Source organism: Mycolicibacterium xanthum, from assembly GCF_019710635.1.
Classification (GTDB): Bacteria; Actinomycetota; Actinomycetes; order Mycobacteriales; family Mycobacteriaceae; genus Mycobacterium; species Mycobacterium xanthum.
In genome coordinates, this window is record NZ_JAIFZS010000011.1 from 41,535 (window position 1) to 60,016 (window position 18,482).

General features: G+C 68.4%; 16 protein-coding genes and 1 pseudogene. 11 read left to right on the forward strand and 6 right to left on the reverse strand.

Translation table 11 applies throughout. The annotated features are described in order from the left end of the window. Nucleotides 1-113: 113 nt before the first annotated feature. Both JDV09_RS06365 and JDV09_RS06370 read left to right on the forward strand, forming a co-directional pair. Nucleotides 114-1,337, forward strand: a complete 1,224-nt coding sequence (locus tag JDV09_RS06365; RefSeq protein ID WP_221368278.1) for an alpha/beta hydrolase — start codon at nt 114-116, stop codon at nt 1,335-1,337. Nucleotides 1,338-1,362: 25 nt separating this feature from the next. Beyond that, nucleotides 1,363-2,781, forward strand: a complete 1,419-nt coding sequence (locus JDV09_RS06370; protein ID WP_221368279.1) for a WS/DGAT/MGAT family O-acyltransferase — start codon at nt 1,363-1,365, stop codon at nt 2,779-2,781. 112 nt (nt 2,782-2,893) lie between these two features. Here the strand turns inward: JDV09_RS06370 and JDV09_RS06375 are convergent, their stop codons facing one another. Continuing rightward, nucleotides 2,894-4,135 (reverse strand): ROK family transcriptional regulator, encoded by a 1,242-nt coding sequence (locus tag JDV09_RS06375; protein ID WP_221368280.1) that lies wholly within the window; start codon nt 4,133-4,135, stop codon nt 2,894-2,896. 253 nt (nt 4,136-4,388) lie between these two features. On the opposite strand from JDV09_RS06375, the gene JDV09_RS06380 reads away from it, so the two are divergent. From JDV09_RS06380 to JDV09_RS06400, 5 genes are read left to right on the forward strand one after another with little or no spacing between them, the layout of a single operon-like run. Further along, entirely contained in the window at nt 4,389-5,288 is a 900-nt protein-coding gene (locus tag JDV09_RS06380) for a sugar ABC transporter substrate-binding protein (protein WP_221368281.1), read from the forward strand. Continuing rightward, complete coding sequence (locus JDV09_RS06385; RefSeq protein ID WP_221368282.1) at nt 5,285-6,268, forward strand: ABC transporter permease; 984 nt, start codon at nt 5,285-5,287, stop codon at nt 6,266-6,268. The genes JDV09_RS06380 and JDV09_RS06385 overlap by 4 nt, the downstream gene beginning before the upstream one ends. After that, nucleotides 6,265-7,074, forward strand: coding sequence for an ATP-binding cassette domain-containing protein (locus JDV09_RS06390; RefSeq protein ID WP_221368283.1), 810 nt, complete (start codon nt 6,265-6,267; stop codon nt 7,072-7,074). Before JDV09_RS06385 ends, JDV09_RS06390 begins: the two co-directional genes overlap by 4 nt. Before the next feature lie 7 nt (nt 7,075-7,081). Continuing rightward, the gene (locus JDV09_RS06395) at nt 7,082-7,990 is read left to right on the forward strand and encodes a sugar phosphate isomerase/epimerase family protein (protein ID WP_221368284.1); all 909 of its coding nucleotides are present in this window, start codon (nt 7,082-7,084) and stop codon (nt 7,988-7,990) included. Then, nucleotides 7,987-8,637, forward strand: coding sequence for a nucleoside/nucleotide kinase family protein (locus JDV09_RS06400; protein ID WP_221368285.1), 651 nt, complete (start codon nt 7,987-7,989; stop codon nt 8,635-8,637). Before JDV09_RS06395 ends, JDV09_RS06400 begins: the two co-directional genes overlap by 4 nt. Before the next feature lie 79 nt (nt 8,638-8,716). On the opposite strand, the gene JDV09_RS06405 is transcribed toward JDV09_RS06400, so the two are convergent. The 3 genes and pseudogenes from JDV09_RS06405 to JDV09_RS06415 form a co-directional block, all read right to left on the reverse strand. Then, nucleotides 8,717-9,961, reverse strand: coding sequence for an alpha/beta hydrolase (locus tag JDV09_RS06405; protein WP_221368286.1), 1,245 nt, complete (start codon nt 9,959-9,961; stop codon nt 8,717-8,719). Continuing rightward, nucleotides 9,954-10,277 (reverse strand): annotated as a pseudogene (locus JDV09_RS27410) (hypothetical protein); the annotation flags it as partial. The pseudogene JDV09_RS27410 and the gene JDV09_RS06405, both read right to left, overlap by 8 nt. A 65-nt stretch (nt 10,278-10,342) precedes the next feature. Then, on the reverse strand, nt 10,343-11,152 hold the full coding sequence (locus JDV09_RS06415) for a 1-acyl-sn-glycerol-3-phosphate acyltransferase (protein WP_221368288.1): 810 nt from the start codon (nt 11,150-11,152) through the stop codon (nt 10,343-10,345). 288 nt (nt 11,153-11,440) lie between these two features. Between JDV09_RS06415 and JDV09_RS06420 the strand changes: the two genes are divergently transcribed. The 3 genes from JDV09_RS06420 to JDV09_RS06430 all read left to right on the forward strand — a co-directional run bounded on the left by JDV09_RS06420 (nt 11,441) and on the right by JDV09_RS06430 (nt 14,735). Further along, a complete protein-coding gene (locus JDV09_RS06420) occupies nt 11,441-12,268 on the forward strand; it encodes an arylamine N-acetyltransferase family protein (protein WP_221368289.1) in 828 nt (275 codons plus the stop codon). 43 nt (nt 12,269-12,311) lie between these two features. Then, nucleotides 12,312-12,833: a dihydrofolate reductase family protein gene (locus JDV09_RS06425; RefSeq protein ID WP_221368290.1), complete on the forward strand. Its 522-nt coding sequence runs from the start codon at nt 12,312-12,314 to the stop codon at nt 12,831-12,833. Between the two features lie 66 nt (nt 12,834-12,899). Further along, on the forward strand, nt 12,900-14,735 hold the full coding sequence (locus JDV09_RS06430) for an acyl-CoA dehydrogenase (protein WP_221368291.1): 1,836 nt from the start codon (nt 12,900-12,902) through the stop codon (nt 14,733-14,735). 48 nt (nt 14,736-14,783) lie between these two features. On the opposite strand, the gene JDV09_RS06435 is transcribed toward JDV09_RS06430, so the two are convergent. Beyond that, the gene (locus JDV09_RS06435; RefSeq protein ID WP_221368292.1) at nt 14,784-16,256 is read right to left on the reverse strand and encodes an aldehyde dehydrogenase; all 1,473 of its coding nucleotides are present in this window, start codon (nt 16,254-16,256) and stop codon (nt 14,784-14,786) included. Nucleotides 16,257-16,366: 110 nt separating this feature from the next. Next, nucleotides 16,367-17,134 carry a class I SAM-dependent methyltransferase gene (locus JDV09_RS06440; RefSeq protein WP_221368293.1) on the reverse strand — a complete coding sequence of 256 codons (768 nt, stop codon included), beginning with the start codon at nt 17,132-17,134 and terminating at the stop codon, nt 16,367-16,369. A 139-nt stretch (nt 17,135-17,273) separates the two neighbouring features. Here JDV09_RS06440 and JDV09_RS06445 point away from each other — a divergent pair, with 139 nt between their 5' ends. Continuing rightward, nucleotides 17,274-18,437 (forward strand): glycosyltransferase family 4 protein, encoded by a 1,164-nt coding sequence (locus JDV09_RS06445; RefSeq protein WP_221368294.1) that lies wholly within the window; start codon nt 17,274-17,276, stop codon nt 18,435-18,437. Nucleotides 18,438-18,482: the final 45 nt, after the last annotated feature.

Consider the following 18,482-nt stretch of genomic DNA (forward strand, 5'->3'; position numbering starts at 1 on the left):
AGTCGGACAACGGAATCTGTGATAGCGATCATAGTTCGGCCACGGGCCGAATATGACAACAACTTCGCTACGAGTGTCGTTTGCGAAGCCGTGAGCGGAGTACGGTTGCCGCCATGACGGAACGGCCGGACATCCGGCATCCCGGACCTACTCTCACGACTCGCCTCGAGTGGCTGCTGAACGCAGGACCAGCGGACTACCTGCTGGCAATGAGCGTGGCCTCGGCGTCGCTGCCGGTGATCGGCAAACACCTCAAGCCGCTGGGCGCGCTGACCGCGATGAGTGTCTGGGGCGCCCGGCACGCGCCGGATTTCATCGGTTCGGCGGTGCGGTCGCTGACCGATCCGGGTGACCCCGAGGTAAAGCGCCGGGAGCGTGAGGCCACCAGCGCGGTTGCCGAGGCGGCACTGCGGGGCGTCGTGACGGCCAAGGACCTCGAGGTCGAGTGGCCCGCCGGCGAGCGCACGCCACCGGTGTGGAAGCTGCGCGAACACCGCCGCAGCGTGCGCCGCACGTCGGTGCGCTACGGTCCGCGGCCGACGCAGCTGCTCGACGTGTGGCGGCGCGACGACCTGCCTGCCGAGCCGGCGCCGGTGCTGCTGTTCGTCCCCGGCGGGGCCTGGGTGCACGGCAGCCGCTTGCTGCAGGGCTACGCGCTGATGTCCCACCTGGCCGATAAGGGCTGGGTGTGCCTGTCGATCGACTACCGGGTCGCACCGCACCATCGCTGGCCGGCCCACATCACCGACGTCAAGACCGCGATCGCGTGGGCCAGGGCCAACGTCGACAAGTTCGGCGGCGACCGCAACTTCGTGGCCGTCGCCGGCTGCTCGGCGGGTGGTCACCTGGCCGCGCTGGCCGGGCTGACCGCCAACGACCCGGAGTTGCAGCAGGAGCTGCCGGAGGGCTCCGACACCTCGGTGGACGCCGTGGTCGGAATCTACGGCCGCTACGACTGGGAGGACCGCTCGACCGAGGAGCGGGCGCGCTTCGTCGAGTTCCTGGAACGCGTGGTGGTCGGGCGCAAGATCGTCAAGCACCCCGACGTGTTCCGCAAGGCCTCGCCGATCGCGCGGGTACACCGCGAGGCGCCACCGTTCCTGGTGATGCACGGCAGGGGCGACAGCGTCATCCCGGTCGCTCAGGCCCGCAGCTTCGTCGAACGACTCCGTGATGTGTCCCGATCGGTGGTCAGCTATGTCGAACTGCCGGGCGCCGGCCACGGTTTCGACATGACCGACGGAGCTCGCACCGGGGCGGCATCGACGGCAATCGGCCTGTTCCTCAACCACATCCACCGAAACAGAAGTCTCATCGGGGCCAGAGAGGTTATATAGACGCCTCCGGACGGGAGGTGCCGCGGTGAAGAGGCTTCGCGGGTGGGACGCTGTGCTGCTCTACAGCGAGACCCCCAACGTGCACATGCACACACTGAAGCTGGCGGTGATCGAACTCGACGATCTCGGCGGTGCGACGTTCGGCGTCGAGGAACTGCGCACGGTCATCCACGGCCGGCTCTACAAGCTCGACCCGTTCCGCTACGAGTTGATCGACATCCCGTTCAAGTTCCACCACCCGATGTGGCGGGAGAACGCCGAGGTCGATCTCGAATATCACGTGCGGTCCTGCCGGGCCGAGGCGCCCGGCGGCCGGCGCCAGCTCGACGAGGCCGTCGGCCGGATCGCCGGCGTTCCGCTGGACCGCAGCCGGCCACTGTGGGAGATGTACCTGATCGAGGGGCTCGCCGGCGGCAGGATCGCGGTGCTCGGCAAGATCCACCACGCGCTCGCCGATGGTGTCGCCTCGGCGAACCTGTTGGCGCGGGGCATGGATCTGCAGGAGGGTCCGCAGGCCGATGGCGACTCCTATGCCACCGATCCGGCGCCGACGAAGGGTGAGCTGGTGCGTTCGGCGTTCGCCGATCACTTCCGCGAGATCGCCAGGTTGCCCGGTGTCGTCCGCTACACCGCGCAGGGAGTGCGTCGGGTGCGGCAGAGTTCGCACAAGCTCTCGCCGGAGCTCACCCGGCCGTTCAGCCCGCCGCCCACGTTCATGAACCACCTGCTGGACTCGACCCGCCGATTCGCCACCACCACACTGGCGCTGGCCGACGTCAAGCAGACCGGTAAGCACCTCGGCGTGACCATCAACGACATGGTGCTGTCGATGTCGGCGGGAGCGCTGCGAAAACTGTTGCTGCGCTACGACGGAAGCGCCGACCACTCGTTGCTGGCGTCGGTGCCGGTGAGCTTCGACTTCTCACCGGACCGCATCTCCGGCAACTACTTCACCGGGGTGTTGATCGGGCTGCCGGTGGAGATCGAGGATCCGCTGGAACGGGTCCGTGCGGCGCATGAGTCCGCGGTGGCCGGCAAGGAGAGCAACGAGCTCGTCGGGCCCGAACTCGTCAGCCGCTGGTCGGCGTACCTCCCGCCGGCCCCGGCCGAGGCGATGTTCCGGTGGCTGTCCGACAAGGACGGTCAGAACAAGGTGATGAACCTGCCGATCTCCAACGTGCCGGGTCCGCGCGAACGGGCCCGGGTCGGCGGCGCGCTGGTCACCGAGATCTACTCGGTGGGGCCGCTGACCGCGGGCAGCGGTCTGAACATCACGGTGTGGAGCTATGTGGACCAGCTCAACATCTCGGTGCTGTCGGACGGCAAGACGCTCGAGGATCCCCATGAACTGACCGACGCGCTCGTCGAGGCCTTCATCGAGATCCGGTTCGCCGCAGGGCTTTCCGCCGAGCTGACGGTGGTCGAGACCGCGATGGCCCCCTGAACCGGCCACCCGTGCCACCTTCGATTCCCCCCACCCCCGATTCCCGCCGAAATGGCATTCCAGCATGCCCGTTCCGCGATTCAGGCTGCTGGAATGCCATTTCGGCGGGATGTCAGGCGAGGGCGGCGTCGATTCGCCGGGGATCGAAGATGTGATCGGTCAGGGTGGCGGCGAGGCCGGCGATGCCGGAGCGGTCTCCCAGTCGGGCCGGCACCACCTGCAGCCGTCGGCTCGCCAACGGTGCGGAGTGCGCGTAGACCCGTTCCCGGATGCCGGCGATCAGGTCGGGGGTGGAATCGGCCAACTCTCCGCCGATGACGACCACCGACGGGTTGAGCAGGCTGACCACGCTGGACATCGCGCCGCCGATCAGTCGTCCGGCACGGCGCGCCAGGCTGATGGCGACCGGGTCGCCCGACACCACCAGGCCGACGACATCCTTCACGGTGCGAAGCTGACGGCCGTCGCCGTTGAGATCCCGGATCAGGGCCCACCCGCCGGCGTAGGCCTCCAGGCAGCCGGCGTTGCCGCACCGGCACACCGGCACAGCCGCACCGAACTCGCCGTCGGGAGGACTGATGGGAATGTGCCCGATGTCGCCGGCCGCCCCGTCTGCGCCCCGATAGATGGCTCCATGCGCGATGATCCCGGCACCGATGCCGGTGGCGACCTTGACCGTGACCAGCGAGTCGCTGTCGGCGAAGTTCGCGTTGTGTTCGCCGAGCGTCATCGCGTTGGCGTCGTTGTCGACCAGGACCGGGCAGGAGAAGTGCTGGGCGAACCACGTCCGGATGGGGTAGCCGTCCCATCCGGTCATGATCGGCGGGCTGACCACCGTGGCGCTGGCGAAATCCACCGGGCCGGGCACACCGATCGCGATGCCGCGTACGAAATCGCGTGATCTGCCGGTGCTTTCGAGGAGCGCGTCGAAGATCGCGAGCAGGGACTGCAGCCACGCGACCGGGCCGACTGTGATGTCGAGCGACTCCCGGCGTTCTTCCAGCACAAATCCGTTCAGGTCGGTGAACGCCGCACGCACTCCGGTGGCCCCGGCATTGGCGATCAGCAGCGCGCCCTGGTCGGCGCGGAAGTAGAAGTGGCTGGGCGGGCGTCCGCGTGCGGCGGTGCTCTGCCCGCTGGACACCAGTCCAGCCAACTGAAGTGCGTCCAGGCGCGCGGCGACCGTGCTCCGCGACAGCCCGGTGAGGTCCAGGATCTCGGCGCGAGTCAGCCCCGCTGACCGCCGAATCAGGTCCAGTACGTGACCGGCAGAGCCGGCCGGCGATGCCGCCACCGGCTGTTTCTCACCACTACGAACACCGTCGGCGGGTGCTGCCGCGAATGCCTGCCCCATGGCCTGCCACCTCCTCCGACCTATTTTTACCAGACGATCCGCCCTTTTTGATTGACAGTAGGCATATTTATGCTCTCTACTAGACAGAAGTTGTTACCTGGTTCATCCAACTGAAAGCGAGAGGCCCATGTCACACCCTCAACGTCGACTTCCGCGGCGATTTGCCTGTGCAGCTGTAGCCGGCGGCGTGGCTGTCGCGTTGACAGCCTGCGGTGGCGGTTCCTCGGAGTCGGGAGCGACCAGCGTCGCCGCCGTGGTCAAGGGGCTTGACAATCCGTTCTTCCAGACCATGGAGTCCGGCATCGAGGATCAGGCGTCGACCAGCGACACCTCGGTCACCGTGCAGGCCGCCAACTCCATCACCGACACCACCGGCCAGGCCGACAAGCTCAACGGCCTGGCCGGGCAGGACTTCGGCTGCTTCATCGTCAACCCGATCACCGGCACCAACCTGATCCAGGGCGTCGCGCAGTTGTCGGCCAAGGACATCCCGATCGTCAACATCGACAGCCCCATCGACCCCGAGGCCGCCTCGGCCGCCAACGCGACCATCGCCACCTACATCGGCACCGACAACAACGACGCGGGCCGCCAGGGCGCCGAGACGATGGCCGCCCTGCTGCCGCAGGGCGGCAAGATCGCACTGATCGGTGGGATCGCCGGGGACGTCACCAGCGGAGCCCGGCTCGACGGATTCACCGAAGGCGCGCCGGACAACCTTCAGATCGTCGCGACCGTCGCGGCTGACTGGGACCGTCAGATGGCGCTGACCAGGGCCACCGACCTCATGACGGCGAACCCCGACCTGGCCGGGTTCTTCGTCGCCAACGACGACATGGGCCTCGGCGTGGCGCAGGCGATCGCCAACAAGGGCCGGACCGGACAGCTCAAGGTGATCAGCGTCGACGGCAACAAGGATGCGTTCGAGGCGGTCAAGTCCGGTGGCATCGACGCGGTGGTCGCACAGTTCCCCTACGTGATCGGCGCGATGGGCGTCGAGGCGTGCGTGGCGGCGATGGCCGGAAAGGACCTGCCCGACAATGTGAACGCCCCGGTGCAGGTGGTCACCAAGGAGAACGTGGACGCCGCACTGTCGGCGGCCCCCAAGCCGGCCGAGCCCTATGAGGATCCGTTCGCGGAGCTGAACAAATGACGACCACCACCGCATCGAGGGTCGGGGCCGATACCGCGGACCATCCGCCGGTATGGCGCACCCTTCTCGACCCGGCCAACCTGGCGACCTGGGCGGCTCCGATCGCCCTGGTGGTTCTCACCATCGTCTTCCAGTCCCTGAACCCCACGTTCCTGAGCCTGGGCAACCTGGAATCGATGCTCACCTCGGCGGCGATCCTCATCGTGCTCGCGATCGGGCAGACCTACGTGGTCGCCACGGCCGGCATCGACCTGTCGATCGCATCGTCGATGACGTTGGCGGCGGTGATGTTCGGCGTGTTCTTCGACTCCGGCCTGCTGGTGGCGATCATCGCGGCGCTGCTGACCGGGCTGGCCGTCGGCCTGATCAACGGTCTGCTCATCTCCCGGGGTCGCATCACCGACTTCATCGTGACCCTCGGGACGTTGTCGGCGGCATCGGGCGCCGCCCTGATCTTCGCCGACGGCAAGCCCAAGACCATCATCAGTGGCCCGCTGCTGGAACTGTCCACCGGCACGGTGTGGATCTTCGGCTACGCCTTCATCATCGCCATGATGCTCGCCGGGATCGCCCACGTCGTGCTGTTCCACACCCGGTTCGGCACCTATGTGCTTGCCACCGGCGGCAACCCGGAGGCGGCGGCGGCGACGGGCGTATCGACGAAACGGATCAAGACGGCCGTCTATGTGATCGCCGGCCTGATGGCGGGGATCGCGGCGATCCTGCTGGTCGCCCGAGTTGGTGCGGCCGAACCCGCGGCCAACACGGCGTTCCTGCTGAACTCGGTGGCAGCTGTCGTGCTCGGCGGAGTGAGTCTGTTCGGTGGCCGCGCGACCATCGCCGGTCCGGTGATCGGTGCCCTGCTTCTCACGGCGTTGGTCAACGGCTTGACGCTGCTGGGCGTATCCCAGTTCTACCAACCGCTGTCGGTCGGCATCGTCGTGGTGGCCGCGGCATTCCTGACGAGGTTCCAGAAATGACGCAATCCACCACCCGCCGACCGCTGGCCGAGGATGTCCCCACCGATGCGCTGCTCAAGGTCGACTCGGCAGCCCTGTCCTTCGGCCAGGTCCGCGCCCTGAAAGGGGTGACCATGCACGCCCGCCGCGGCGAGGTCACCGCGATCGTGGGCGACAACGGCGCCGGCAAGTCCACGCTGATCCGCTGCGTCAGCGGCGTGCACAGCCCGGACTCGGGATCGATTGAATTCGACGGTCAGAAGGTACGTTTCGCGTCGCCGCATGAGGCACGTGACGCCGGCATCGAAACGGTCCACCAGAACCTGGCCCTGGTCGAGGACCTCACCGTATGGCAGAACCTGTACCTCAACCGCGAAATCGTCCACCGCATCGGCCCGCTCGCGGTGCTGAACCGCCCGGCGATGCGCGCCGGGGCCCAGGAGATGGTGTCGGCCCTGGCGGTCAACGTACCCGCCGTGGGCTCGCGGGTGCGCCGGCTGTCGGGTGGGCAGCGGCAGGCGGTCGCCATCTGCCGTGCCGCCGGCTTCACGTCGAAGATGATCATCATGGACGAACCCACCGCTGCACTCGGTGTCCAGGAGACGGCGCGGGTGGAGGAGCTGATCACCCGGCTCCGAAGTGAAGGCCACGCAATCATCTTGATCAGCCACAACTTCGCACAGGTGCTGCGACTGTCCGACGCGGTATGGGTGATGCGCGCCGGGCACTGCGTCGCCGGGCGCCGCACCGCCGACACCGACGGCGACGAGATCGTCGCCCTCATCACCGGCGCCCGTCCCGGCGACTACGACACGAAATCGGAGTAGAACAGCAATGACCGAATCTGACCGGATACCTGGCCCGATCAACCCGATCGGCGTGCACGCCCTGGTGTGGGTCGGGGACACCGCACCGAACAGCGTCGACAGCGCGGTCTCGCAGACCGTCGAGGCTGGATACGACCTGATCGAGTTCTCGCTGCACGACTCGGCCAACCTCGACCGCGCCAAGACGCGAGAGCTGTTGACCGCCAACAATCTCGCCGCCGCATGCTCGCGCGGGCTGGCCCGGGACGCCGACATCTCCAGCGACGACCCCGCCGTGGTCGCCAGGGGTGCGGAGTTGCTTCGTGAATCGCTGGAGGTGACCGCAGGCATCGGCGCCACCGTCCTCACCGGAGCGTTGTACAGCGCCTTCGGTAAGGCGCCGCATGCCCTGACCGACGACGGTCGCGCGAATGTCGTTGCAGTGCTGCGGGATCTGGCTGCACAGGCGCAGCCCCTGGGTGTGACGCTGGGGCTGGAGATCTGCAACCGTTACGAGACCAACGTGGTGAACACCGCGCGCGACTGCCTCGCACTAGCCGACGACATCGGTGCCGACAACGTGATCATTCACCTCGACACCTACCACATGAACATCGAGGAGGATGACTTCGTCACGCCGGTGCACGATTGCGGCGACCGATTGGGTTATGTCCACATCGGCGAAAACCACCGCGGCTACCTGGGATCGGGACACATCGACTTCCGGGCGTTCTTCGGCGCGCTGGCCGACATCGGCTACACCGGACCGCTGACGTTCGAGTCGTTCTCCTCGGCGGTCGTCGCCCCGGGGCTGTCCAACGATCTGGCGATCTGGCGCAACCTGTGGGACAACGGCTTCGACCTGGCCAGCCATGCCCGCCGTTTCATCGCCGACGGGCTGCACGACGCGCGGGCGCATGCCGCCGTACGTCCGTGATCGAAGCGCTGGCGCGCGAGGCCATCACCCTTACCCAGGGTCGTCCACGCGCGATCCTGGGGATCACCGGACCGCCCGGTGCAGGCAAGACGACCCTGGTGGAGGCGCTGATCACGGCCATCGAGCGGCTCGAAGGCCCCGGCTGGCTGGCGCACATACCGATGGACGGCTTCCACCTTGCCGACAGTCAACTGCGGCGACTCGGCGCGCTCGGCCGAAAGGGGGCGCCGGACACCTTTGACGCCGCCGGTTACGCACACCTGCTGGCACGGGCCCGCACCGAGACCGAGGAGCCGGTGTATGCACCGGGATTCGAGCGCACTCTCGAACAGCCGTTGGCGGCGGCCCTGGTGGTGCTGCCGCAGGCGCGGCTCGTCGTGACCGAAGGAAACTACCTGCTGCTGGACGACCCGGCCTGGGTCCGCGCGCACGCAGCGATGGACGCGGTCTGGTACGTCACGGCCGAGGAGAGCACCCGGGTCCAACGGCTGGTGGCACGGCACATCGAGTTCGGCAAGGAGCCCGACGCCGCGCGCGCGTGGGTCGCCGGCACCGATCAACCCAACGCCGAGCTGGTGTCTTCGACCCGTGCCGGCGCCGACCGCGTCATCGTCAACGGATCGCACGGGTGGGTGTTCGAGGGATGACCGCTCTCCGTGCCGAAACGGGGTTCCAACCGGCACTTTTCGGCTCAAGAGCGGGTGGAATACAGTTTCGGCGAGAAGTTCAGTCGGGCACCGCTGCACCGCGGGTGGCCCGCACCCAGGACAGGAACTCCTCCACCGACTGCGCGGTGTAGTGCGCGCGCGGGGAGCCGTAGTAGAAGTCGAAAGCGTGCTGCGCGTGCGGGATCTCGGCGTACACCACCGGTGACGTCGAGACGGCCTTGAGCGACGCGGCGAACTCCCGGCCCTCGGCCACCGGGATGATCGAGTCGTCGCGGCCGTGCAGAATGAAGAACGGGGGCGCATCCGGCCGCAGGCGGTAGCCCGGTGACGCGTCGACGAACACCTGCCGGTCGCTCGAGATCGGTTTCTTGACGACGAACTTCTCCAGGAACCCCACGAACTCCTTGCGCCCATCGCCGAGGGTGGACACCCAGTCATAGCGTCCGTAGATCGGCACGGCGGCCGCCACCGTGGTGTCGGCCTCCTCGAAGCCGGGCTGGAACTGCGGGTCGCCGGCGGTGAGCGCGGCCAGCGCGGACAGGTGCCCGCCGGCCGAGCCGCCGGTGATCGTCACGAAGTCGGGGTCACCGCCGTACTCGGCGATGTGCGCCTTGATCCAGGCGAGTGCCCGTTTGACGTCGACGATGTGGTCCGGCCAGGTGTGTCGGGGGCTGACCCGATAGTCGATCGACACGCACACCCAGCCGTGCTCGGCCAGATGGCTGAGCAGCGGATAGGCCTGGGGGCGCCGCACCCCGATCGCCCATCCGCCCCCGGGCACCTGCAGCAGCACCGGCGCCTTCCCGTCGCGGGGAAGGTCGGCGCGGCGCCAGATGTCGGCGCGGTTGACCCGCCGGTGCGGCCCATACTGGACGGTGTCCGCCCTTTCCATGTAGCGGCGGCGGACGACGTCGTTGGGCGGAACCCCGACCCGGCGTCGTCGGCCGGGCCGCGCGGCCTCCGCGATCGCCTGGTAGTCGTCGCCGAGCGCCTCACGCAGCGGGTCCTCGAAGAACGGCTGAGCGGCGACGTTGCGGCGGTGGATCAGCCACAGCAGCGCCCACGCGACCGCGGTCAGCAGCAGGGCGATCCGGCCCCGGGTGCCGCGGAAGTCGCCGCGGGTGCCGCGGCGGACCGCGTCGGCCATCGACCCGGCCATGTACAGCGGGGACATCTCCGATGTCGGCCACCCGAACGCGAACACCAGGGTGCTGGCATAGCCCTCCCGGCCGAGAGGGCGTAGCCCGTTGGCGGCGTTGAGCAGCTCCGCGGCGGCGCGAAGCAGTGGTCGGCGTTTAACCATTCTGAGCCCGCTCCTGCAGTTCCATCCGGAAGATCTTTCCGGTGATGCTACGGGGCAGCTCATCGAGCACCGTGATCGACCGGGGCACTCTGTAATTCGGCAGGTTTGCGCGGACGAACTCCTTGAGGGTCGCCACCGCGACGAATTTGCCGTCGCCCTCCCGTCCCATCACCTCGGCGAGAGCGGGCCCGGCGAACGAGGTGTTCAGCAGCAGCACGTCGGCGCCGATCCGGTTGGCGGCGATCAGCGTGTCGACGAACCGCCGTTGGTTGCCGGCCATCAGGCCGATGACCTCGGGCTGCCCGCCCGGCAGCGCTGCGCCGAGGCCGCGAACCCGGAGGTGATGGCCATGTTGGTCAGTGGGTCGGCGATCCCCATCTCTCAGCCCAGTACCGGCAGCCGGCGCTCCTGAGCGAGTTTGCCGAGGGCGCGCTGCATCACCCGGCGGACGTGGGCGTCGACCTCGTCGATGTCGGGGTTCTCACCGAACTGCTCGACGATGTGGATCGGCTCGAGGGTCTGCATGGTGATCTTGGCCGGCAGCGGGACGTTGATCGGCAACACCATGGACAGGCCGAACGGGAAGCCGAGGGAGACCGGCATGATCTTGGCCCGGAACATCCCTGCGATCGGGCCGAGCGCCTTGGCGACCTCGGTCCCGCGGGTCAGGAACAGTTGGGTCTCCTGGCCCCCGATCGCCACCGTCGGCACGATCGGCACCCCGTTGTTCAGGGCCGCCCGCACGTAGCCGGTACGCCCGCCGAAGTCGATCTTGTTCGCGCTGAGCGTCGGCCGGTAGACGTCGTAGTCGCCGCCGGGGAAGACCACCACCACGCCGCCGGAGCGCAGCGCCTCGTCGGCGTTCTCGTGGTTGGCCGGGATGAAGCCGGTCTTCCTGAAGAACGCTCCCGGCGGCCCCACCATGAGCATGTCGTGGGACAGCGTGTACACCGGACGGTCGTAGCCGAACTTCTCGTAGAAACCGCTGGCGAACACCGGCACATCCACTGCGAACATCCCGCCCGAATGGTTCGACACCACGAGCGCGCCGCCGGCCGGGAACGAATCGAGACCGCGCACCTCGGCGCGGTGATAGCCCTTCAGGAACGGCTTGAGGATCCCCATCACCCGCTCGGTCAGAACCGGATCCCACTTGGTGATCTCGGACGGCTTGATATCGGTCGCGCTCACGGCGGCCTCCTTGCGGACTTCGGCATCAGATTGGAACATGTTCCAGTTTTGCGAGTCTACCCACTGCTCACGGCCGTCGACCCGGGCGGCCGGACCGGCCTGGTCACATCCTGCCATCGCGATCGCAAACCGACCGCCTCGTTTCCGCCGATCCGCCGGTCGGCGGAAACGCCACCCCACGGGCCCGGTGGCCGGTAGCCTCGTCCAGGCTATGGCGGGACCTGGTCGGGGATTCCGCCATAGCGCTGAATCCGACCCGGACGGCGATTGACGCCGCACGATTGCACTATGGCCACCGATCTCGCCGCCTACCTCACCCGCATCGGCCACACCGGTGCGCGGGACGCGACACTGCAGACGCTGTGCAACGTCATGGCCGCGCACAATCGGTCGATCCCGTTCGAGAACCTCGACCCGTTGACCGGAGTCCCGGTCGGGGATCTGTCGGCGGAAGCGCTGTCCGGCAAGCTCGTGCACCGTCGCCGCGGTGGGTACTGCTTCGAGCACAACGGGCTGCTGGGCTACATGCTCGAAGAGCTGGGTTTCGGGGTGCAGCGCCTGGCCGGGCGGGTGGTGTTCATGCACGAGGGTGACGACCTGCCGGCCCAGACCCATCAGGTGCTGGCGGTGACACCGTCCGACGGCTCCGGCCCCTATCTGGTCGATGTCGGATTCGGCGGTCAGACGCCGACGGCCCCGCTGCGGCTGGAGGCCGGCCCCGCGCAGCACACCCGCCACGAGCGCTACCGGCTGCTCGACCACCCCGAGGGGTTCGAACTGCAGGTGGAACTCCGCGGGCAGTGGCTACCGCTGTACCTTTTCAGCCTGCGCCCGCAACCGCGGATCGATCTCGAACTCGGCAGCTGGTACGTCTCCACCCACCCGGCGTCGAGGTTCGTGGTCGGCTTGTCGGCGTCACTGGTCACCGACGGCGAACGGTGGAATCTGCGGGGCAGGCACCTATCGGTGCACGGTCGAACCGGGACGGTGAAGACCAGCTTCGACACCGCCGCGCAGGTGCTCGACGAGCTCGCCGGGCGGTTCGGGATCAACCTGGCCGATCTCGGCGACCGGGATGAGCTGGAGGGGCGGGTCGCGCAGGTACTCGACACCTGAGCGATTCGCCGCAACCAGCGACGACGAGGAAGGGAAGGCCGACATGGCGACCGTCTACTACACCGCCTCCAGCCTGGACGGCTACATCGTCGACGACAACGCCAGCCTGGACTGGCTGACCAGCCGCGACATCGACCAGGCCGGACCGTTCGGCATCGATCCGTTCCTGGCGACGGTGGGCGCGCTGGTGATGGGCGCCGCCACCTACCAGTGGCTGCTGGCCAACCACCCCGGTGAGTGGATGTACACCCAGCCGTCCTGGGTGATGACCCACCGGCCGGAGATCATCGCGGCCGAGCACGACGTGTGGACGTTCGACGGCGACGTGATCGACCTGTTTCCCACCCTGGTGGCCGCCGCCGGCGACAAGGATGTCTGGGTGGTCGGCGGAGGCGATGTCGCCGCTCAGTTCGTCGCCGCCGGGCTGATCGACGAGATGGTCGTCGCCTACGCGCCGTGTTCCCTGGGCGCCGGGTCCCCGGTGCTGCCGATCCGGTCGGAATGGACGTTGGCCGAATCTGCGGTCAACGGTGAGTTCGTGTGCGCCCGCTGGAAGAGGAGTTGAACCGCGGCGTCGCCGGCGGTGCGGGGTCGTAGTCTGTCGGCTAACCGACGAACAGAAGGGCGCAGCATGGGCCACTACAGGAGCAACATCCGCGACCTGGAGTTCAACCTCTTCGAAACCCTCGCCTTGGAGGAGGTGCTGTCCGGCGGCGCCTTCGGGGATCTCGACGGCGAATCGGTGCGGCAGATGCTGCACGAGGCGGCCAAGCAGGCCGAGGGCCCGCTGGCCGAGGCATTCGCCGAGACGGACCGCCACCCGCCGGCGTTCGACCCGGCCGCACACACCGTCAGCATCCCCGAGCCGTTCAAGAAATCGTTCCGGACCTGGCAGCAGGGTGACTGGTTCCGCGTCGGGATGCCGGAGGGCATCGGTGGGGTGCCCGCGCCGTCGATGGTGGAGTGGGCGATCAACGAGTTCGCCCTCGGCGCCCAGCCCGCGGTGTTCATCTATTTGGCGGGGCCGAAGATGGCCGAGATCATCTACGGCATCGGCAACGAGCAGCAACAGCACTGGGCGTCGCTGATGATGGACCGCGACTGGGGCGCGACGATGGTGCTCACCGAGCCCGACGCCGGTTCCGATGTGGGGGCCGGCCGCACCAAGGCGGTCGCGCAACCCGACGGGACATGGCACATCGACGGGGTCAAGCGCTTCATCACCAACGGCGACACCGACGATCTCTTCGAGAACCTCATCCACGTGGTACTGGCGCGCCCCGAAGGCGCCGGGCCGGGCACCAAGGGGCTGAGCCTGTTCCTGGTGCCCAAGTTCCATTTCGATCCGCAGACCGGTGAACCCGGCGAGCGCAACGGCGTGTTCGTCACCGGCCTGGAGCACAAGATGGGGCTGAAGGCCTCGGCGACCTGCGAGCTGACCTTCGGCCAGCACGGTGTGCCTGCGGTCGGCTGGCTCGTCAACGACACCCACGACGGCATCGCGCAGATGTTCAAGGTCATCGAATACGCCCGAATGATGGTGGGCACCAAGGCCATCGCGACGTTGTCGACCGGCTACCTCAACGCACTGGACTACGCGAAGAGCCGCGTACAGGGTGCCGACATGACGCAGATGACCGACAAGTCGGCACCGCGGGTCACCATCATCCACCACCCCGACGTGCGACGCGCCCTGCTCACCCAGAAGGCCTACGCCGAGGGGTTGCGGGCGCTGTACCTCTACACCGCCGCGCACCAGGATGCCGTGGTCGCCCACGCCGTCTCCGGCGCCGACGCGTCGATGGCCGAGCGCGTCAACGACCTGCTGCTGCCGGTCGTCAAGGGCGTCGGCTCCGAACGGGCCTACCAGTGCCTGACCGAGTCGCTGCAGACCCTGGGCGGATCGGGGTTCCTGCAGGACTACCCGATCGAGCAGTGCATCCGCGACGCCAAGATCGACTCGCTCTACGAGGGCACCACGGCGATCCAGGCGCAGGACTTCTTCTTCCGCAAGATCGCCAGGGATCAGGGTGGCGCGTTGATGCACGTGGTGGGCAGGATCACCCGCTTCCTCGAGGACGGTGAGGGCCACAAAGAACTCGCCGAGGGCCGCGGACTGTTGGCCACCGCCCTGACCGACGTGCAGGAGATGGTCACGACCATGACCAAGTTCCTCGTCGACTCGCAGCAGGATCCCCGGCAGCTCTACCGGCTGGGCCTGCAGTCGGTGCCGTTCCTGCTGGCCGTCGGCGACCTGTTCATCGGTTGGCTGTTGTTGCAGCAGGCCGAGACCGCACTGACCGCGCTCGACGGTGAGCTCGGCGAGCGGGACCTTGATTTCTACACCGGCAAGGTCGCCACCGCGAAGTTCTTCGCCAGGAACATGCTGCCCATGCTCACCGCGCAGCGCGAGGTCCTGCAGTCCGTCGACCTGACCGCGATGGAGCTGCCCGAAGCCGGGTTCTGACCCCGATCAGGCCGGGGCCTTCTGCTCGGCCCCAGTGACACGGGCGGATCAGGCCGGGGTGTAGCCGAACGGCAGCAGGATGCTCTTCGGCTCGCAGTAGGCCTCGATGCCCTCCGGGCCGTTCTCGCGGCCGATGCCGGAGTTCTTGAAGCCACCGAACGGGGCACCCGGGTCGAACGCGTACATGTTGACCGCGTAGGTGCCGGTGCGGATCTTGCGGGCGATCTGCAGGGCCTTGTCATTGTCGGTGGTGTACACCGAGCCGGCCAGCCCGTAGACCGAATCGTTGGCGATGCGCACCGCATCGTCCTCGTCCTCGTACGGGATCACCGCCAGCACCGGGCCGAAGATCTCCTCCTGCGCGATGGTCATCGAGTTGTCGACGTCGGCGAACACCGTGGGCTGGACGAACCAGCCGCCGTCGAGCCCCTCGGGCCGGCCACCGCCGGTGACCAGGCGGGCGCCTTCCTCGACGCCTTTCCTGATGTAGCCCTCGACGCGATCGCGCTGCCTCTCGCTGATCAGCGGCCCGATCGCGGCGCCGGGATCGTCGGGCAACCCGACCGGCATGTTGCGGACAGCTTCCCCGAGTTTTTCTACGACCTCGTCGTAGCGCGACCGGGGTGCCAGGATGCGGGTCTGTCCCACGCAGGCCTGGCCGCAGTTCATCAGGCCGGAGAACACCAGCATCGGCAGCGTGGAATCCAGGTCGGCGTCCTCGAGGATGATGGCGGCCGACTTGCCGCCCAACTCCAGGGTGCACGGCTTGAGCTTGTCGGCGGCGATCTTGCCGATCTCCCTGCCCACCGCCGAGGACCCGGTGAACGTGAACTTGTCCAGATTCGGGTTGGCCGTCAGCGCCCGGCCGGTCTCCGGTCCGCCCGGCACGATCGACAGCACCCCCTCGGGAAGCCCGGCCTCGGCGAACATCTCGGCCATCGCGAACACCGACAGGGGGGTCTCGGCGGCCGGCTTGAGCACCATCGTGCAGCCGGCCAGCAGGGCCGGGCCGAGCTTGTTGGCGGCCAGGAAGAACGGCACGTTCCACGCGGTCACCGCGCCGACCACACCGATCGGCTCGCGCACCACCAGGGTCTGGCCGTAGATGCCGTCGCGGATCTCCTGCCAGGTGAACTTGTCCGCGGCCGCGGCGTAGTACTGGAACGCCGACATCGCGGCGCCGTACTGCATCATGTCGACGATCATCAGCGGCTGGCCGGTCTCGGCCGACAGCAGGAACTTCAGCTCGTCGCCGCGCTCCTCCATGATCTTCACCGCACGGCCCAGGACCTCGGCGCGTTCGGCGGGCGACATCCGCGGCCACGGACCCTCGTCGAAGGCCCTGCGGGCGGCCGCGCAGGCTGCGTCGACGTCGGCGGCCGAGGCCAGCGGCACCCTGCCGACCAGTTCACCGGTGGCCGGCGAGTGCACCTCGATGACCTCGGCGGTGGCCGGCCGCACCCACTTGCCGCCGATGAACAACTTGTCCCAGCAGGTCTTGAACGCGGTGCCCTGCGTCATCGATTTGCTCCTCGCGTGCGCCCCATCGTTGTCGCTCCTCGCGTGCGCGGTGTCATGCCCGTCACACTACCCACCGATCGGGAAAACGAGAACCTGTTGCAGTCGGCCCATCAGAGCGGGCTGAGCACCAGCACCAGATTGCTCACCGTGAATTCCCGCAGCACCGGCACGCGCGTCAACCCCCAGGCCCATCGGGGGTGGTAGCGGGGAAATGCGGCCACCAGGGCCCCGGTTTGGTGCGCCCAGCGCAGGCCGTCGCGCGCATGCACAGCGAACAACGACGAACCGTAGTCGTTCTTGGGTCGACGGCCGTGTTTGCGGGCATAGCGATCGGCGGCGCGGCGGCCGCCCAGGTAATGCGTCGGGCCCATCTCGTGGCCTCCGAACGGGCCCAGCCAGACGGTGTAGGACAGCACCACCAGCCCGCCGGGGCGGGTGACGCGCAGCATCTCGTCGCCGAGGCGCCACGGCTCCCGGACGTGCTCGGCGACGTTGGAGGACAGGCAGACATCGACGCTGGCATCGGCGAACGGCAACCTCATGCCGGAGGCGCGGACGAACGCGCCGGCGCGGCGGTGCATGCGGGGCGCGGCGGCGTGCATCTCCCGAGGATCGGGCTCCACCCCGATGTAGCGCAGCCCCGCGTCGGTGAGCGCCGTCGCGAAGTAACCCGGCCCACCCCCGACGTCGAGCAACGTCAGGCCGTCGGGCGGCGCGCCGTTGGTCGCGCGCCACAGTTCGCTCACCAACGCGACGGTGTCGTCGGCCAGCGCCCCGTAGAACCGGTCCGGATCGCTCTGCTCGAACCGGAACGCGCCCAGCAGGCGCAGCGACCGCGACAGCGTGGCCCGCCGGGCGAACAGTTCGGTGGCGGGCACCCGGCCACCATAGGACCCGGCGGCCCCGTCCCGGAGCCCGCGCCCCGCCCATGCGCGGCCACTCCGGACGCGCGGCCACTCCGGACGCGCGGCTAGTCTGAACGACGATGTCCGACGGCCGCCGCTAGTCTGAACGGCGATGGACGACCGTTCCCCCACCCACGTGCGCTCCGTGCTGATCCTGTGCTGGCGCGACACCGGGCACCCGCAGGGCGGTGGCAGCGAGACCTATCTGCAGCGCATCGGCGCCCAGCTCGCCGGTTCCGGCGTCCGGGTCACGTTGCGCACCGCTCGCTACGAGGGCTCTGCCGCGCGGGAGATCGTCGACGGCGTGGCCATCCAGCGCCGCGGTGGCCGCTATTCGGTGTATGTCTGGGCGCTGCTGGCGATGGCCGCCGCCCGGATCGGGCTGGGCCCGCTGCGCCACGTGCGCCCCGATGTCGTCATCGACACCCAGAACGGGCTGCCGTTCATGTCCCGGGTGGTGTACGGCAGGCGGGTGGTCGTCCTTGTGCACCATTGCCACCGCGAGCAGTGGCCGGTGGCAGGGCGGGTGACCGGGAGAATCGGCTGGCTGGTCGAATCGTGGCTGTCGCCCCTCGTGCACCGGCGCAACCAGTACGTCACCGTGTCGCTGCCCAGTGCGCGCGACCTGACCCTGCTCGGCGTAAGCGCCGGGCACGTCGCGATCGTGCGAAACGGTGTCGACCCCGCTCCGCCGGAGACGGCCGACCGGTCATCGACCCCACGGGTCGTCGTGCTGTCCAGGCTGGTGCCGCACAAACGGATCGAGGACGCGCTCGACGCCGTCGCCCGGTTACGTGCGCGGATACCGGAGCTGCAGCTGGATGTGCTCGGCGGCGGCTGGTGGGAGCGGCCCCTTGTCGAGCACGCGCGTCGGCTCGGGATCTCCGATGCGGTCACGTTCCACGGTCACGTCGACGACGCCACCAAACACGCGGTGCTGCAGCGCAGTTGGGTGCACGTGCTGCCGTCGGCGAAGGAGGGCTGGGGCCTGGCCGTCATCGAGGCCGCCCAGCACGGTGTGCCCACGATCGGCTACCGCTGCTCGGGGGGGCTGACCGACTCCGTCGTCGACGGGGTGACCGGGCTGCTCGTCGACGACCTCGACGGGCTGGTCGACGGCCTGGACCGGACGCTGTCCGATGGCGTGCTGCGCGAACAGCTCGGCGCCAAGGCCCAGGTCCGCAGCGGCGAGTTCTCCTGGACGCAGAGCGCCGACGCGATGCGCGCGGTGCTCGAGACGGTCGGGCAGGGTCGTGTCGCCTCCGGAGTGCTCTGAGGACTCGACGTTTACAACGATGTCTCGTCGGGTGCCTGGACATGC

Bases quoted from the DNA above. Each gene is read 5' to 3' on its own strand.
- JDV09_RS06390 (WP_221368283.1), top strand. From the start codon at position 6,265: ATGACGCAATCCACCACCCGCCGACCGCTGGCCGAGGATGTCCCCACC.
- JDV09_RS06445 (WP_221368294.1), top strand. From the start codon at position 17,274: ATGGACGACCGTTCCCCCACCCACGTGCGCTCCGTGCTGATCCTGTGC.
- JDV09_RS06405 (WP_221368286.1), bottom strand. From the start codon at position 9,961: ATGGTTAAACGCCGACCACTGCTTCGCGCCGCCGCGGAGCTGCTCAAC.
- JDV09_RS06365 (WP_221368278.1), top strand. From the start codon at position 114: ATGACGGAACGGCCGGACATCCGGCATCCCGGACCTACTCTCACGACT.
- JDV09_RS06395 (WP_221368284.1), top strand. From the start codon at position 7,082: ATGACCGAATCTGACCGGATACCTGGCCCGATCAACCCGATCGGCGTG.
- JDV09_RS06425 (WP_221368290.1), top strand. From the start codon at position 12,312: ATGGCGACCGTCTACTACACCGCCTCCAGCCTGGACGGCTACATCGTC.
- JDV09_RS06435 (WP_221368292.1), bottom strand. From the start codon at position 16,256: ATGACGCAGGGCACCGCGTTCAAGACCTGCTGGGACAAGTTGTTCATC.
- JDV09_RS06385 (WP_221368282.1), top strand. From the start codon at position 5,285: ATGACGACCACCACCGCATCGAGGGTCGGGGCCGATACCGCGGACCAT.
- JDV09_RS06430 (WP_221368291.1), top strand. From the start codon at position 12,900: ATGGGCCACTACAGGAGCAACATCCGCGACCTGGAGTTCAACCTCTTC.
- JDV09_RS06375 (WP_221368280.1), bottom strand. From the start codon at position 4,135: ATGGGGCAGGCATTCGCGGCAGCACCCGCCGACGGTGTTCGTAGTGGT.
- JDV09_RS06420 (WP_221368289.1), top strand. From the start codon at position 11,441: ATGGCCACCGATCTCGCCGCCTACCTCACCCGCATCGGCCACACCGGT.